The sequence below is a fragment of the Enterobacter sp. FUJ80071 genome (assembly GCF_038739915.1).
GTDB classification, from domain to species: domain Bacteria; phylum Pseudomonadota; class Gammaproteobacteria; order Enterobacterales; family Enterobacteriaceae; genus Enterobacter; species Enterobacter kobei.
Genome location: NZ_JBBXKH010000001.1, coordinates 4,372,348 through 4,388,990 on the forward strand (window position 1 = coordinate 4,372,348; position 16,643 = coordinate 4,388,990).

The window sequence follows — 16,643 nt, forward strand, 5'->3', positions numbered from 1 at the left end:
GACTCTCATTCAATGTAAAGGTGCTACTGATTACACCTGTAAGAAGATTAGTAAGATGGGGAAAGCATGAGCACCATTTTGATTGTTCTCGCTGCTATGCTGGCCAGCGCATTGATTGCAGGGTGGCTGTACTGGCGACGCGCACAGCGCCGTTACCGGCTGCCTTTTTTAAATGCCTTCGCGGGTGCGACCACCCGTAAACTCGCGCAAGATGAGCGCGATGCAGTTGAAAACTATCTCGAAACGCTGAACCGTACCCAGTTATCGCCTGGGCCGACGGGAGCCACAGCTGCGCCTGTCGCACTGAAACTTAACGCACAGAGCGACACCGTGCTCTGCGTGACGCGTTCCATTACTCGCTACGGTATCACAACGGACGACCCCAACAAGTGGCGCTACTATCTTGATTCCGTCGAGGTACATCTGCCCCCCTCCTGGGAACAGTACATTAACGACGAAAACAGCGTTGAGCTGATTCATACCGATTCGCTGCCGCTGGTTATCTCGCTTAACGGTCATACCCTGAGTGAATATCTTCACGAAGCTCCGCGTTTTGCGCTGGAACGCGCGAGTTCAACACAGGCCTCCATTCGTGGCGAAGAGACCGAGCAGATCGAACTGCTGAACATTCGTCAGGAAACGCATGAAGAATACGCCCTGAGCCGTCCGGACGGCATCCGTGAAGCCATTCTGATCGTTGCCGCTTTCCTGCTCTTTTTTGTCTGCCTGCTGACGCCGGACGTCTTTGTTCCGTGGCTGGCGGGGGGCGCTGTGCTGCTTCTGGCTGCCGGACTGTGGGGGCTTTTTGCACCGCCGGCCAAAACCTCGTTGCGGGAGATCCACTGCCTGCGCGGCACACCAAAGCGCTGGGGTCTGTTCGGTGAAAACGATCAGGAGCATCTCAACAATATTTCGCTCGGTATTATCGACCTTATCTATCCGCGCCACTGGCAACCGTGGATCGCGCAGGATTTAGGGCAGAAAACCGATATTGATATCTACCTTGACCGCCACGTTGTGCGTCAGGGACGCTTCCTGTCTCTGCATGATGAAGTAAAAAATTTCCCGCTTCAGCACTGGCTCCGTAGCACGGTCATTGCTGGCGGCGCCGCGCTGGTGTTTATCATGCTGCTGCTTTTCGTGCCGCTGGATATGCCCATCAAATTCACCCTGTCGTGGATTAAAGGCGCGCAGACCATCGAAGCGACCAGCGTCAACCAGCTGGATGAAGCAGGGGTACGGGTGGGCGATACGCTGCGCCTGAAGGGAACCGGGATGTGTAATATCCACAGCCCGGGCGGATGGAACACGCGGCAGAGCTCGCCTTTCATGCCGTTCGACTGCTCGCAAATTATCTGGAACGACGCGCCGCCGCTGCCATTACCGGAATCCGAAGTGGTGAATAAAGCCACGGCGCTGACCCAGACGGTTAACCGCCAGCTGCATCCGAAAGCGGATGACGATTCACGCGTCAGCCCTGCGCTCCGTTCTGCCATCCAGAAGTCAGGCATGGTTCTGCTGGATGACTTTGGCGATATCGTTCTCAAAACCCAGGATTTATGTTCCTCGCAGGATGAGTGCATACGCCTCAAAAACGCGCTGGTTAACCTGGGGAACAGCAAAGACTGGGACTCACTGGTCAAACGCGCCGAAGCGGGACGACTGGACGGCGTCAACGTCCTGCTGCGCCCGGTAAGCGCCGAATCGCTGGATAACCTGGTCGCCACGTCGACATCGCCGTTTATGATGCGCGAAACCACCCGTGCGGCGCAGGCGCTCAACAGCCCGGCACCGGGCGGCTTTGTGATTGTCAGCGATGAGGGCAGCGACCTGGTCGATCAGCCTTACCCGCAGGTGGCGCTTTATGACTATCCGGCACAGGAGCAGTGGGGTCAGTTCCAGCGTCTGGCGCAGATGCTGATGCAAACCCCCTTCAGCGCCGAAGGGATTGTCACCAGTATTTATACCGATGCCAACGGCACCCGTCATATCGGCCTGCACCGGATGCCGGATAGCGCAGGATTGTGGCGATACATTGGCACCTCTCTGCTGATGATTGCCATGCTTATCGCCATTGTCTGGAACGGTATTATGGCGCTGCGCCGCTATCAACGCTCGCGCACCCGTCTTGCTGAGATCCAGCAATATTATGAAAATTGCCTTAATCCCAAGCTGATCCCCTCCTCCGAGAGCCTGATCTGATAACCTCGTTGCGCGACAAGATGTGCTACCCTGTCGCGCACGTTTCTTCTGGCTGGAGTTCCCCCTTATGCATCTTGATATCGACTGGCAGCAGGTCGACACCGTTCTGCTGGATATGGACGGCACGCTGCTCGATCTCGCCTTTGATAACTATTTCTGGCAAAAGCTGGTACCGGAAACCTACGGCGAACAGCAGGGTATCTCCCCGGCAGAAGCACAGGCATTCATTCGTTCGCAATATAGCGCAGTGCAACATACGCTAAACTGGTACTGTCTTGACTACTGGAGCGAGCGCCTCGGTTTGGATATTTGTGCCATGACCACCGCCCAGGGCCCGCGCGCGGTACTGCGCGAAGATACGGTTCCGTTCCTGGACGCGCTGAAAGCCAGCGGCAAGCGCCGTATTTTGCTGACCAACGCGCATCCACATAATCTGGCCGTGAAGCTGGAGCACACGGGGCTGGCATCGCACCTTGATTTATTGCTTTCTACCCACACATTTGGTTATCCGAAAGAGGATCAGCGGTTGTGGCATGCGGTGAAGGAAGAGACCGGCTTGCAGCCGGAACGCACGCTGTTCATTGACGACAGCGAGCCCATTCTGGATTCCGCGGCAACGTTTGGCATTCGCTATTGTCTGGGCGTCACCAATCCTGACTCTGGCCTGGCTGAAAAACGCTATCTGCAACATCCTGGACTGAACGACTACCGCCAGATGATCCCCTCACTGACCGTGAAGGAGACGCCATGAAAGAAAAACCCTCTGACGGGGTAAGACTGGATAAATGGCTGTGGGCGGCCCGTTTTTATAAAACGCGCGCCCTTGCCCGCGAGATGATTGACGGCGGTAAAGTGCATTACAACGGCCAGCGCAGCAAGCCGAGCAAGCTGGTTGAGCTGAACGCCACCTTAACGCTACGCCAGGGCAACGATGAAAAAACGGTGGTGATTAAAGCCATTACCGAACAACGTCGGCCCGCATCGGAAGCCGCACTGCTTTATGAAGAGACGGCGGAAAGCGTTGATAAACGCGAGAAGACCGCGCTGGCGCGCAAAATGAATGCGCTAACCATGCCCCACCCGGACCGGCGGCCGGATAAAAAAGAGCGCCGCGATCTGATGAAATTTAAACACGGTGAGACAGAGTAACCCTCACCCGCACGAGAGATGAAAATGGGCCAACACGACCAATTACACCGCTATCTGTTTGAACAATTCGCCGTGCGCGGCGAACTGGTCACCGTATCCGAAACCTGGAAACAGATTCTGGAAAACCACAATTACCCGCTGCCGGTGAAGACCCTGTTGGGCGAACTGCTGGTTGCCACCAGCCTGCTGACCGCGACGCTGAAATTTGCCGGTGATATTACCGTGCAGTTGCAGGGTGACGGCCCAATGACGCTGGCAGTAATCAACGGCAATAACCAGCAGCAGATGCGCGGCGTCGCACGCGTTCAGGGCGATGTGCCTGAAAATGCAGACCTCAAAACGCTGGTGGGGAATGGCTACCTGGTGATCACCATCTCCCCTGAGGAAGGTGAACGCTATCAGGGCGTGGTCGGCCTCGAAGGGGATACCCTGGCAGCCTGCCTGGAAGATTACTTCATGCGTTCTGAACAGCTGCCGACGCGTCTGTTCATCCGCACCGGTGAAGTGGATGGTCAGCCTGCTGCGGGCGGTATGCTGCTGCAAGTTCTGCCAGCCCAGGACGCACAGACCAATGACTTCGAGCACCTGGCGACGCTGACCGAAACCGTCAAAGCCGAAGAGCTGTTTAACCTGTCGGCGACTGACGTGCTGTGGCGTCTGTACCACGAAGAAGAAGTGACCGTTTACGACCCGCAGGCGGTGGAGTTCAAATGCACCTGTTCTCGCGAACGCTGCGCGGGTGCGCTGAAAACCCTGCCAGATGAAGAGATCGACAGCATCATGGCGGAAGACGGCGAAATTGATATGCACTGTGACTACTGCGGTACGCACTATGTGTTCAATTCAATGGATATCGCTGAGATCCGCAACAACGCCTCCCCGGCGGATCCGCAGGTTCACTAATACCCTTCCTTCTCCCCATCCAGTTCTCTCTCCCTGTGGGAGAGGGAACTGGGTGAGGGCAAAAAACCTCGCTTAAGCTGAATCGTTTTCCGTATGTAACTCTTACGTAATTTTCTTACGTGTATGCGATTACATTCACATTCTCTCCGATAAAATCACCAGCCTTTAACCTTTTCGGAACATTTTCCCCAACCAAAAAGCGATTCCTGCGATAATCCGCCTGCACTGTGACTGGAGTCGCAGCGTTTTCCGTTAGTAAGGGTTTTGTCCAGATGCGTAAATCTATGAGCCCCGTCGCGGTTAACAACCCCAGAAAAACCCTACAATTTCAGGCAGTACATATTGGCTAAGGAGCAGTGATATGCGTGTTACTGGTTTAACCCCGCAAGATCTCAAGGCTTATGGTATTCACGACGTCCAGGAAGTCGTCTACAACCCCGACTACGATACGCTGTATCAGGAAGAGCTCAATCCAGCACTGGAAGGATACGAGCGCGGTGTGTTGACGAATCTTGGTGCTATCGCCGTCGATACCGGTATTTTTACCGGTCGTTCGCCGAAAGATAAGTATATCGTCCGAGACGAAACCACCCGCGATACGCTGTGGTGGGCTGACAAAGGCAAAGGGAAGAACGACAACAAACCGCTCTCCCCGGAAACCTGGCAGCATCTGAAAGGACTCGTCACCCATCAACTTTCTGGCAAGCGTCTGTTTATCGTAGACGCTTTCTGCGGCGCTAACGCCGACACCCGTCTCTCCGTACGTTTCATTACCGAAGTAGCCTGGCAGGCGCATTTCGTGAAGAACATGTTTATTCGTCCAACCGACGAAGAGCTGCAGGACTTCACGCCTGACTTCATCGTAATGAACGGTGCGAAATGCACTAACCCGCAGTGGAAAGAGCAGGGCCTGAACTCCGAAAACTTTGTCGCCTTCAACCTGACCGAGCGTATCCAGCTGATCGGCGGTACCTGGTACGGCGGCGAGATGAAGAAAGGGATGTTCTCGGTCATGAACTACCTGCTGCCACTGCGCGGCATCGCGTCCATGCACTGCTCGGCGAACGTCGGCGAGAAAGGCGATGTGGCGGTGTTCTTCGGCCTGTCCGGCACAGGGAAAACCACCCTCTCCACCGACCCGAAACGTCGTCTGATTGGCGATGACGAACACGGCTGGGACGATGACGGCGTGTTTAACTTTGAAGGCGGCTGCTACGCGAAGACCATTCGCCTGTCAGAAGAGGCTGAGCCGGATATCTTCCACGCAATCCGTCGCGATGCGCTGCTGGAAAACGTCACCGTACGTGCCGACGGCTCTATCGACTTTGACGACGCCTCGAAAACCGAAAACACGCGCGTGTCATACCCGATCTACCACATCGACAACATCGTGAAGCCGGTGTCAAAAGCGGGTCATGCTACGAAGGTGATTTTCCTGACGGCGGATGCCTTTGGCGTGCTGCCTCCGGTATCTCGCCTGACCGCCAGCCAGACGCAGTACCACTTCCTCTCTGGGTTTACGGCCAAACTGGCGGGTACCGAGCGCGGCGTGACGGAGCCAACCCCAACCTTCTCCGCCTGCTTCGGCGCAGCATTCCTGTCGCTGCACCCGACGCAGTACGCTGAAGTGCTGGTGAAACGCATGCAGGCGTCTGGCGCGCAGGCCTACCTGGTGAACACCGGCTGGAACGGGACTGGCAAACGTATCTCGATCAAGGATACTCGCGCCATTATCGACGCCATTCTGGATGGTTCTCTCGATAACGCCGAAACCTTCACGCTGCCGATGTTTGATCTGGCTATCCCAACGTCGCTGCCGGGCGTGGATACGCATATCCTCGACCCGCGCAATACGTACGGTTCGCCGGAACAGTGGCGCGAGAAGGCAGAATCGCTGGCGAAGCTGTTTATTGAGAACTTCGAGAAATATACCGATACACCAGCGGGCGAAGCGCTGGTGAGTGCGGGCCCAAGGTAAAAGCAAAAAGGCAACGCAAGTTGCCTTTTTTAGTGTTTTCTCCCTCTCCCCGTGGGAGAGGGCCGGGGTGAGGGCACCAGGCCGCACAGACCGCATTTTGTCGGGTGGCTTTTGCCACCTTTTTTTAACTCTCTTTCACCTGTCCGCGCGTTACCGGCACCGGTAACCAGGCGCGAATGCTCAGCCCACCCCGCTCGCTGGTGCCGATCTCCAGCAATCCGTTATGGTTATCGATAATACGCTGCACAATCGCCAGGCCTAAGCCCGTACCACTGGTGCTGCGCGCACTGTCGCCACGCACAAACGGCTGGAACAGATGCTTACGCTGCTCGGGCTTAATACCCGGACCGTCATCTTCCACCTGGAACCAGGCGCGGTTGAGTTCAGACCCGCTGCTGACTTTAATCCAGCCGTTACCGTAGCGCGCCGCGTTGACCACCATGTTCGCCACCGCACGCTTAATGGAGAGCGGGTGCATACGGACCTGAATTTCACCGGCCTGAAGGGCAGTATCAATTTCACGTTCATAACCACTTTCCGCGGCCACCACTTCACCCAGCACCGCGTTCAGATCCGCCATCTCCATTGGCATTTCCTGCCCGGTACGGAGATAGTCGATGAACTGCTCGATGATGGCGTTACACTCTTCGATGTCCTTGTTGATGGACTCGGCGAGATAACCATCTTCTTCGCCCATCATCTCCGTTGCCAGACGGATACGCGTCAACGGCGTGCGCAGGTCATGACTGACGCCCGCCATCAGCAGCGTACGGTCATCCGCCAGCTGCTTCACACCTGCGGCCATGTGGTTAAAGGCCCGCGTCACAGAACGCACTTCCGAGGCGCCATACTCGCGCAGCGGGGGAGGAATAATGCCTTTACCGACCTGCAGCGCAGCGTGCTCCAGGTCAACCAGCGGTCGGTTCTGTATACGGATAAACAGCCAGGCCCCGCCTATCGCCAGCAGCATAATGGCGAGCGTATAGCGGAACAGCGGCGAGAAGTCGCCCTGATGGATTTCCGTCAGCGGAACGCGCACCCAGATGTTGGGTGACAGCCAGGTTTTCAGCCAGACGACAGGCGAGCTTTTGTTGACCTCAACACGGACTTCCGTTGGCCCCCCCAGCTGCTGCGCCATCTGCTGGCTAAGAAATTCGTAGTGCTGCGCCCAGCGCAAACCCGCGTCTTCTGCCGCCTCATTCGAGTAGAGCGAAATGCCCAGCTCACGGTAGATTTCACGGCGAAACGCCGGGGGAACGACCAGTTGCGTGCCGTCCTCCAGTTGCAGTTTATCGGTCATCAGCATACGGACTTCGTATGCCAGGACCTTATTAAACTGCTGGAGGCTCGGCAAAATCGCAAAGTTCAAAACCACCAGGTAGGTCGTCACCAGGCTGACGAACAGCAAGGTGACGATCAGTAACAGGGTGCGGGCAAATGAGCTTCGCGGCGAGAAGCGCATTCGCCTCATGCTTTAGAGCCGTCCGGAACGAACACGTAGCCCAGACCCCATACGGTCTGAATATAACGAGGATGCGCCGGATCTTCTTCCACCATGCGGCGCAGACGGGAGATCTGCACGTCGATGGAGCGTTCCATTGCCGAGTATTCGCGACCACGCGCCAGGTTCATCAGCTTGTCACGGGAAAGCGGCTCACGCGGGTGGCTGACCAGCGCTTTCAGCACCGCAAACTCACCGCTGGTGAGCGGCATTGGCTCGTCTTCACGGAACATCTCACGCGTACCGAGGTTCAGCTTGAACTTGCCGAAGGCAATCACCGCTTCTTCCTGCGACGGTGCGCCAGGCAGCTCGTTCGCCTGACGACGCAGCACGGCACGAATACGCGCCAGCAGTTCACGCGGGTTAAACGGTTTTGGAATGTAATCATCCGCGCCGATTTCGAGGCCCACGATACGGTCAACCTCTTCACCCTTCGCGGTCACCATGATGATCGGCATCGGGTTACTCTGGCTACGCAGACGACGGCAGATAGAGAGCCCGTCCTCGCCCGGCAGCATCAGGTCGAGAACCATCAGATGGAAAGATTCACGGGTTAGCAGACGATCCATCTGCTCAGCGTTCGCGACGCTACGAACCTGGAAGCCCTGCTCGGTCAGATAACGCTCCAGCAGCGCACGCAGGCGCATGTCGTCATCCACGACCAGAATTTTGTAGTTCTCTTGCATTGTGTGTACTCCCAAAGGTTCGGATAGTCTTTGTGACAGCGTATTCTAAAAAAGTGCACGTATTCGACCAGCGAAATCTGGTATAAATTCTAGTCGAAATTGTTACAAAGCATATTTAACAGCAGCTTATCTGCTCATTTCATCACATAAATCATTATTAATCCTGTCTGTTACACTGTGTGGTACGTATTGTGCGCCAGACAGAAAACAGGCAGCAAAGGCTTTACCATGAAAACGCCCCTGATCACCCGCGAAGGGTACGAAAAACTCAAAAAAGAGATGGATTACCTGTGGCGAGAAGAGCGCCCTGAAGTAACCAAAAAGGTGACCTGGGCGGCAAGCCTGGGCGATCGCAGCGAAAATGCTGACTACCAGTACAACAAAAAGCGACTGCGTGAGATTGACCGTCGGGTACGCTACCTGACCAAGTGCCTTGAGAACCTGAAAATTGTCGATTACTCCCCGCAGCAGGAGGGCAAAGTGTTCTTCGGCGCGTGGGTGGAGATTGAAAACGACGACGGTGACACCCTACGTTTTCGCATTGTCGGCTACGATGAAATTTTTGGTCGTAAGGATTACATCTCCATCGACTCCCCGATGGCCCGCGCGCTGCTGAAAAAGGAAGTGGGTGATTTGGCCGTCGTTCAGACTCCCGCCGGTGAAGCCAGCTGGTACGTCAATGAGATCGTCTACGTAAAATAGTCCGAGAGCGCCCTCCCCGGCTGGCATTTTGCCGTGTCAGCCCGTATAACTATCCCCTGATTTTTCGACTCAACAGATGATAAAGCCATGATGAAAGATTCGCTCTGCCGCATTATTGCGGGTGAACTTCAGGCCAGAGCCGAACAGGTAGAAGCTGCCGTTCGCCTGCTTGATGAAGGGAACACCGTGCCGTTTATTGCACGTTATCGTAAGGAAGTCACCGGCGGTCTGGATGACACGCAGCTGCGTAACCTGGAAACCCGTCTGGGATACCTGCGTGAGCTGGAAGACCGTCGTCAGGCGATCCTCAAATCCATTGGCGAACAGGGCAAGCTGACCAGCGAACTGGAAAGCGCCATTAACGGCACCCTGAGCAAAACCGAACTCGAAGATCTCTATCTGCCTTACAAACCGAAGCGCCGCACGCGCGGGCAGATCGCGATTGAAGCAGGCCTTGAGCCGCTGGCCGACCTGCTGTGGAATGAGCCGTCCCACCATCCGGAAACTGAGGCGGCGAAATTCATCGATGCCGACAAAGGCGTCGCGGACACCAAGGCCGCCCTCGACGGTGCGCGTTACATTCTGATGGAACGCTTTGCCGAAGACGCCGCCCTGCTGGCTAAAGTGCGTGATTACCTGTGGAAGAATGCGCACATCGTCTCTACCGTCGTGGCGGGGAAAGAGGACGAAGGCGCGAAATTCCGCGACTACTTCGATCACCACGAACCGATATCTACCACCCCATCACACCGTGCGCTGGCAATGTTCCGCGGCCGCAACGAAGGTGTGCTGCAGCTCTCTCTGAACGCTGATCCGCAGTTTGACGAGCCGCCGAAAGAGAGCCACTGCGAGCAGATCATCATTGACCATCTCGGCCTGCGCCTGAACAACGCTCCGGCAGACAGCTGGCGCAAAGGCGTGGTGAGCTGGACCTGGCGCATCAAGGTGCTGATGCACCTCGAAACCGAGCTGATGGGCACCGTGCGCGAGCGCGCCGAAGATGAAGCGATCAACGTTTTCGCCCGTAACCTTCATGACCTGCTGATGGCGGCGCCTGCTGGCCTGCGCGCGACCATGGGTCTCGATCCGGGCCTGCGTACCGGCGTGAAAGTGGCGGTGGTTGACGGCACCGGCAAGCTGGTCGCCACTGACACCATCTATCCGCACACCGGACAGGCAGCGAAAGCGGCTGTCGTGGTTGCCGCTCTGTGTGAAAAATACAACGTCGAGCTGGTCGCCATCGGTAACGGTACGGCGTCCCGCGAGACTGAACGTTTCTTCCTCGACGTGCAGAAGCAGTTCCCGAAAGTCACGGCGCAGAAGGTGATCGTCAGCGAAGCGGGCGCATCAGTCTATTCCGCCTCCGAGCTGGCGGCGCAGGAATTCCCGGACCTGGACGTTTCATTGCGCGGCGCGGTATCTATCGCCCGTCGTTTGCAGGATCCGCTGGCGGAGCTGGTGAAAATTGATCCGAAATCCATCGGCGTGGGCCAGTACCAGCACGATGTGAGCCAGACTCAGCTGGCACGCAAGCTGGATGCGGTCGTAGAAGACTGCGTAAACGCCGTCGGTGTTGACCTGAATACCGCCTCCGTGCCGCTGCTGACCCGCGTGGCGGGCTTAACCCGCATGATGGCGCAGAACATCGTCGCCTGGCGTGATGAGAACGGCCAGTTCCAGAACCGTCAGCAGCTGCTGAAGGTGAGCCGTCTGGGGCCGAAAGCGTTTGAGCAGTGCGCGGGCTTCCTGCGCATCAACCACGGCGATAACCCGCTGGATGCCTCCACCGTTCACCCGGAAGCCTACCCGGTGGTGGAACGTATTCTGGCCGCCACCCAGCAGGCGCTGAAGGACCTGATGGGCGATAGCAGTGCCCTGCGCAACCTCAAAGCGGTGGATTTCACCGACGACAAATTTGGTGTGCCAACCGTCACCGATATCATCAAAGAGCTGGAAAAACCGGGCCGCGATCCGCGTCCTGAGTTCAAAACGGCGACCTTTGCTGACGGCATCGAGACCATGAACGATCTGCTGCCCGGCATGGTGCTGGAAGGCGCGGTAACTAACGTCACCAACTTCGGCGCGTTTGTGGATATCGGCGTGCATCAGGATGGCCTGGTTCACATCTCTTCTCTCGCCGACAAGTTCGTTGAAGACCCGCACACCGTGGTCAAAGCGGGCGACATCGTGAAGGTGAAAGTGCTGGAAGTGGACCTGCAGCGCAAACGTATCGCCCTGACCATGCGTCTGGACGAGCAGCCAGGCGACACCAACGCGCGCCGTGGCGGAAACGGCGGCGCTCGTGACACTCAGCGCCCGGCCGCGAAAGCGGCAAAACCGCGCGGGCGTGATGCTCAGCCAGCGGGCAATAGCGCGATGATGGATGCGCTGGCGGCCGCGATGGGCAAGAAGCGTTAAGTGATAAACGCCCGGTGGCGCTACGCTTACCGGGCCTACGGTTTTGTAGGCCGGGCAAACGCAGTGCCGCCCGGCAAGCAGGCCGCAAAGAATTAAAACAAATAGAGTGCATCCATATTTAAACCACTAATTATCACTTCATTAACAAATAACTCTCTTCTCTTTATCTCCGCATTTCAGCAAATATTGAGCAAGGTCAAACAGGCCGTAAATTAATACACCAAACAACATTCCGTCACAGTTTTATTATTGCTGATAGAAACTATTCTCATTATCATCCCATAGTAGATAATTTAACCTTTCGTGGAAGCAGGCGTTATGCAATTCACTCCAGACAGTGCGTGGAAGATTACCGGTTTTACCCGCGAAATTAGCCCGGCCTATCGGCAAAAGCTGCTCTCGCTGGGCATGCTGCCCGGCTCGTCATTCCAGGTGGTGCGCGTGGCGCCGTTAGGCGATCCGGTTCACATTGAAACCCGACGCGTAAATCTGGTCCTGCGTAAAAAAGACCTCGCATTAATAGAAGTCGAAGCCTTATCCCGATAACAAGCCAGCGGTTTCAGTGAGTCTAAAAAATGAAAAAATTAACTATTGGCTTAATTGGCAATCCTAATTCCGGCAAGACCACGCTATTTAACCAGCTCACGGGCGCGCGCCAGCGCGTCGGTAACTGGGCAGGCGTAACCGTTGAACGTAAAGAAGGCCAGTTCACGACAACGGATCATCAGGTCACTCTGGTTGACCTTCCCGGCACCTATTCCTTGACCACCATTTCGTCGCAGACCTCGCTCGATGAGCAAATTGCCTGCCACTACATTCTGAGCGGCGACGCGGATCTGCTGATCAACGTGGTCGACGCCTCCAACCTCGAGCGCAACCTCTACCTGACGCTGCAACTGCTGGAGCTGGGTATTCCCTGCATCGTGGCGCTCAACATGCTCGACATTGCAGAGAAACAAAAGCTGCGCATCGACGTCGATGCCCTCTCCGCGCGCCTGGGTTGCCCGGTAGTGCCGCTGGTCTCAACGCGCGCTCGCGGGATTGATGCCCTGAAGCTGGCGATTGACCGTCACACGGGAAATCACGACGTTGAGCTGGTGCATTACGCCCGCCCGCTGCTGCGCGAAGCGGATCTGCTGGCGCAGGAGATGGACAAAAGCATGCCTGCAAAACAGCGCCAGTGGCTCGGCCTGCAGATGCTGGAAGGCGATATCTATAGCCGCGCCTATGCCGGACATGCGGCAGATAAACTGGACGCGACGGTGGCCCGTCTCAGCGACGAGCTGGACGACCCGGCGCTGCACATCGCCGATGCACGATACCAGGCCATCGCCTCGATTTGCGACGTGGTCAGTAATGCCCTGACGGCGGAACCCAGCCGCTTTACGGCGGCGGTGGATAAGATTGTACTCAACCGCTTCCTCGGTTTGCCGATCTTCCTGCTGGTGATGTACGTGATGTTCCTGCTCGCCATCAACATCGGCGGCGCACTCCAGCCGATTTTTGACGCCGGTTCCGTCGCGATCTTTGTACACGGGATTCAGTGGGTGGGTTACACCCTGCACTTCCCGGAGTGGCTGACCATTTTCCTCGCTCAGGGGCTCGGCGGGGGCATTAACACCGTTCTGCCGCTGGTACCGCAGATCGGCATGATGTATCTGTTCCTCTCGTTCCTGGAAGATTCAGGTTATATGGCGCGCGCCGCGTTCGTCATGGACCGCCTGATGCAGGCCCTGGGTCTGCCCGGCAAATCCTTCGTACCGCTGATTGTCGGCTTCGGCTGTAACGTGCCGTCGGTCATGGGTGCCCGTACCCTGGATGCTCCGCGTGAACGCCTGATGACCATTATGATGGCGCCGTTTATGTCCTGCGGTGCGCGTCTGGCCATCTTCGCCGTCTTTGCGGCCGCCTTCTTTGGTCAGCAGGGCGCGCTGGCAGTCTTCTCGCTGTATGTTCTGGGCATCGTGATGGCGATCCTGACCGGTTTAATGCTCAAGCACACGATTATGCGCGGTGAAGCCTCACCGTTTGTCATGGAGCTGCCGGTCTATCACGTTCCACACCTGAAAAGCCTGGTGATCCAGACCTGGCAACGCCTGAAAGGGTTTGTGCTGCGCGCCGGTAAGGTGATTGTCATCGTCAGCATTTTCCTGAGCGCGCTGAACAGCTTCACCCTCAGCGGTCAGGCAGCAGATAACATCAACGATTCTGCCCTCGCCTCCGTCAGCCGCATCATCACGCCGGTCTTCAAACCGATTGGCGTGCATGAGGATAACTGGCAGGCGACCGTGGGCCTGTTCACCGGTGCGATGGCGAAAGAGGTGGTTGTCGGCACCCTGAACACGCTCTACACCGCGGAGAACATCCAGGAACAGGAATTTAATCCGGCAGCGTTTCACCTCGGTGATGAACTGCTGGGTGCCGTCGAGGAGACCTGGCAGAGCCTGAAAGATACCTTCAGCCTGAGCGTGCTGGCGAACCCGATTGAGGCAAGCAAAGGCGACGGTGAAATGGCGACGGGTGCCATGGGCGTGATGGGCGAGAAATTTGGTAGCGCATCTGCGGCCTACAGCTATCTCATCTTTGTTCTGCTCTATATTCCGTGCATCTCCGTCATGGGAGCGATTGCGCGTGAATCCAGTCGCGGCTGGATGGGCTTCTCCATTCTGTGGGGGCTAAATATCGCTTACTCGCTGGCGACGCTGTTTTATCAGACCGTTAATTTCAGTCAGCACCCACGCTACAGCCTGGTTTGTATCCTCGCGGTTGTCCTGTTTAACGTGATTGTTCTTGGCCTGCTGCGCCGGGCACGCAGCCGCGTCGATATTGACCTGCTGGCAAATCGTAAAACCGCCGCGACCTGCTGCAACAGCCCGGCGGGCGACTGTCACTAAGGAGCACACCATGGCGTCATTGATTCAGGTGCGTGACATGCTGGCTCTGCAGGGCCGGATGGAGGCGAAACAGCTGAGCCTCAGCCTGCATACGCCCCAGCCGATGATCGATGCCATGCTGGAACGCCTTGAAGCCATGGGTAAAGCCGTGCGGATCCAGGAGGAGGCAGAGGGTTGCCTCTCTGGCAGTTGTAAAAGTTGTCCGGAAGGAAAGGCTTGCCTGCGGGAGTGGTGGGCACTGCGCTAATACTGCACTCATAAAGCCGGGCATCGCTGCCCGGCTTTATCATATTACTTATAGACGTCCGCGGTGGCGCGTACGTTTTTGGTCTGTTTTTCTGCACTGGTGACGACGTAGTACGTCCCGCCCATCTCATCCGCTTTCTTCGACAGCTCTTTTCTCGCATCCATCGGCGCGGTGGTGTCAGACGTAGAAATCTCACCGATTTTCGTCAGATTCATGCCGGCAACTTTATCTTTTTCCAGCTCTTTTGCCGCAAAGACGCCAAATGACAGTGACCCAATAACCAGAGAAGTGACAATACCTGTAACAAGTTTCATAGCCTGACTCTCCATAGGATTGTTGTTTTGATCATCGTAGGCATAACAACCGCAACGACATCTGGAGTATGGTTGCGGTGTGTAACTTTTTCCAGGCTGGATAGAAAATAATCAGTCTAAACGTTGACTTAACGCAATGAGCGCTGAACAAAATTCCGTCGGATGAGAGATAAACGGGGCATGCGCGGCTTTGGCAATGACCTGCGATTCGCTGTCCGGCCAGAGGGAGTCCAGCAAGGGCACCACTTTGCGCGGCACCAGCCCGTCAAGATAACCATAGATACGCAGATGCGGCATCGTCAGCGCGGCCAGCGGCTCACGCAGATCGACCGTTTTCAGAATTTCAAGGCCGCCGTTGAGCACCTCAACGTCCGGCATCGGCAAAGAGAGCACCACCTGCTTCAGCGCTCTGGCATCCTGTCGCGCGGTTTCGGTGCCCATCGTCTGTAGCGCGAGGAACCGCTCTACGGTCCGCTGGAAATCGTCACTCAGCTGCTGCTGGAAACCCGCCAGTACGTCAGGCTTTATGCCGGGCCACGTCTCCTGCGCGCTAAAGCAGGGCGATGAGGCCACCGTCACCAGCGCGTTTACGCGCTCGGGCCAGTAAAGCGCAATCTGGCTTGCCACCAGCCCGCCCAGACTCCAGCCCAGCCAGATGGCATGTTGTGGCGCCGCGTTCAGCACCTCCTGCGCCATCTCTTCGAGCGTCATCGCACCATAACCATGGCTACGGCCATACCCCGGTAGATCAACCAGATGTAACGTAAATTGCGAGGCAAGTTCCTCGTTTATGCAATGCCATACTTCTGCATTCAGGCCCCATCCGTGCAGCAGCACAAGATGGCAATTTCCTGTCCCAACGGTCTGCCACCACAGCGTCTTCATCAGTTACTGTTCTCTTTTTTCACATGGAGGTTGAATATGCTAACAGTGCCCGGCTTGTGCTGGCTATGCAAAATGCCGCTTGCCCTTAGCGCCTGGGGCGTCTGTTCCGTCTGCACGCGTTCGCTGGAAAGGCGTATCACCACCTGCCCACAATGTGGTTTACCCGCCACGAACCGCTATTTACCCTGTGGCCGCTGCCTGAAAAAACCCCCGCCGTGGAGCGCGCTGGTGGCGGTGGATGATTACGTTCGACCGCTGAGCAGGCTGATTCACGCCCTGAAGTTTTCCGGCCAGAGTTCGCTGGCACCGCCCCTTGCCCGCCTGTTATTGCTGGCGGTTTTACAGGCACGGCGAACCCGCGCCCTGCCGAAAATTGATATGGTGGTCAATGTTCCCCTGTATCGCCGTCGCCACTGGCGGCGTGGTTACAATCAGAGCGACCTGCTCTGCCGTCCGCTCGCCCGCTGGCTCGGCTGTCGATACACTACCAGCGCACTCACCCGCGTACATGCCACCGCCGTTCAGCATCAGCTCAACGCCCGGCTGCGCAAAAGAAACCTCAAAAATGCCTTTCGCCTTGAATTGGCGGTTAACGGCCTCCATATCGCGATTGTGGATGATGTCGTCACCACAGGCAGTACCGTTGCTGAACTTTCCCGACTGCTTTTGCAAAGCGGCGCCGCGTCGGTTCAGGTATGGTGTCTGTGCCGTACCTTGTAGCCCTTCTTCAATGGGCGTATGATTATACCCAGGTAATTTAGTCA

15 protein-coding genes are annotated in these 16,643 nt (G+C 56.6%); 11 read left to right on the top strand and 4 right to left on the bottom strand.

Features of this window, described 5'->3' with window-relative positions; genetic code table 11:
• The first annotated feature begins 66 nt into the window (after window positions 1-66).
• The 5 genes from AAER43_RS21305 (at window position 67) to pckA (ending at window position 6,232) form a co-directional block, all read left to right on the top strand.
• Window positions 67-2,202, top strand: a complete 2,136-nt coding sequence (locus AAER43_RS21305; protein WP_014885533.1) for an intracellular growth attenuator family protein — start codon at window positions 67-69, stop codon at window positions 2,200-2,202.
• Between the two features lie 67 nt (window positions 2,203-2,269).
• Window positions 2,270-2,953, top strand: coding sequence for a GMP/IMP nucleotidase (gene yrfG, locus AAER43_RS21310; RefSeq protein ID WP_050862857.1), 684 nt, complete (start codon window positions 2,270-2,272; stop codon window positions 2,951-2,953).
• Window positions 2,950-3,351, top strand: coding sequence for a ribosome-associated heat shock protein Hsp15 (hslR, locus tag AAER43_RS21315; protein WP_050862858.1), 402 nt, complete (start codon window positions 2,950-2,952; stop codon window positions 3,349-3,351). The genes yrfG and hslR overlap by 4 nt, the downstream gene beginning before the upstream one ends.
• Window positions 3,352-3,375: 24 nt before the next feature.
• A complete protein-coding gene (gene hslO, locus AAER43_RS21320; RefSeq protein ID WP_050862859.1) occupies window positions 3,376-4,254 on the top strand; it encodes an Hsp33 family molecular chaperone HslO in 879 nt (292 codons plus the stop codon).
• Window positions 4,255-4,615: 361 nt separating this feature from the next.
• Window positions 4,616-6,232 carry a phosphoenolpyruvate carboxykinase (ATP) gene (gene pckA, locus AAER43_RS21325; protein WP_050862860.1) on the top strand — a complete coding sequence of 539 codons (1,617 nt, stop codon included), beginning with the start codon at window positions 4,616-4,618 and terminating at the stop codon, window positions 6,230-6,232.
• Window positions 6,233-6,356: 124 nt separating this feature from the next.
• Here pckA and envZ read toward each other — a convergent pair whose 3' ends face one another.
• Entirely contained in the window at window positions 6,357-7,703 is a 1,347-nt protein-coding gene (envZ, locus tag AAER43_RS21330) for a two-component system sensor histidine kinase EnvZ (protein ID WP_014885538.1), read from the bottom strand.
• Window positions 7,700-8,419: a two-component system response regulator OmpR gene (gene ompR / locus AAER43_RS21335; RefSeq protein ID WP_001157751.1), complete on the bottom strand. Its 720-nt coding sequence runs from the start codon at window positions 8,417-8,419 to the stop codon at window positions 7,700-7,702. Before ompR ends, envZ begins: the two co-directional genes overlap by 4 nt.
• A gap of 228 nt (window positions 8,420-8,647) precedes the next feature.
• Between ompR and greB the strand changes: the two genes are divergently transcribed.
• From greB to feoC, 5 genes are all read left to right on the top strand, one after another.
• The gene (gene greB / locus AAER43_RS21340) at window positions 8,648-9,121 is read left to right on the top strand and encodes a transcription elongation factor GreB (protein WP_014885539.1); all 474 of its coding nucleotides are present in this window, start codon (window positions 8,648-8,650) and stop codon (window positions 9,119-9,121) included.
• 87 nt (window positions 9,122-9,208) lie between these two features.
• Window positions 9,209-11,539, top strand: a complete 2,331-nt coding sequence (locus AAER43_RS21345; protein ID WP_050862861.1) for a Tex family protein — start codon at window positions 9,209-9,211, stop codon at window positions 11,537-11,539.
• Window positions 11,540-11,857: 318 nt separating this feature from the next.
• A complete protein-coding gene (gene feoA / locus AAER43_RS21350) occupies window positions 11,858-12,085 on the top strand; it encodes a ferrous iron transporter A (protein ID WP_008503050.1) in 228 nt (75 codons plus the stop codon).
• A gap of 29 nt (window positions 12,086-12,114) precedes the next feature.
• On the top strand, window positions 12,115-14,433 hold the full coding sequence (gene feoB / locus AAER43_RS21355; RefSeq protein WP_014885541.1) for a Fe(2+) transporter permease subunit FeoB: 2,319 nt from the start codon (window positions 12,115-12,117) through the stop codon (window positions 14,431-14,433).
• Between the two features lie 10 nt (window positions 14,434-14,443).
• Complete coding sequence (gene feoC / locus AAER43_RS21360; protein ID WP_014885542.1) at window positions 14,444-14,680, top strand: [Fe-S]-dependent transcriptional repressor FeoC; 237 nt, start codon at window positions 14,444-14,446, stop codon at window positions 14,678-14,680.
• A 44-nt stretch (window positions 14,681-14,724) separates the two neighbouring features.
• Here feoC and AAER43_RS21365 read toward each other — a convergent pair whose 3' ends face one another.
• Together AAER43_RS21365 and bioH are read right to left on the bottom strand one after the other, a co-directional pair.
• Entirely contained in the window at window positions 14,725-14,994 is a 270-nt protein-coding gene (locus AAER43_RS21365) for a YdgH/BhsA/McbA-like domain containing protein (protein ID WP_014885543.1), read from the bottom strand.
• Between the two features lie 111 nt (window positions 14,995-15,105).
• On the bottom strand, window positions 15,106-15,879 hold the full coding sequence (gene bioH / locus AAER43_RS21370; protein WP_057057691.1) for a pimeloyl-ACP methyl ester esterase BioH: 774 nt from the start codon (window positions 15,877-15,879) through the stop codon (window positions 15,106-15,108).
• A 36-nt stretch (window positions 15,880-15,915) separates the two neighbouring features.
• Between bioH and gntX the strand changes: the two genes are divergently transcribed.
• Window positions 15,916-16,599, top strand: a complete 684-nt coding sequence (gene gntX / locus AAER43_RS21375; protein ID WP_050862863.1) for a DNA utilization protein GntX — start codon at window positions 15,916-15,918, stop codon at window positions 16,597-16,599.
• Window positions 16,600-16,643 lie beyond the last annotated feature (44 nt).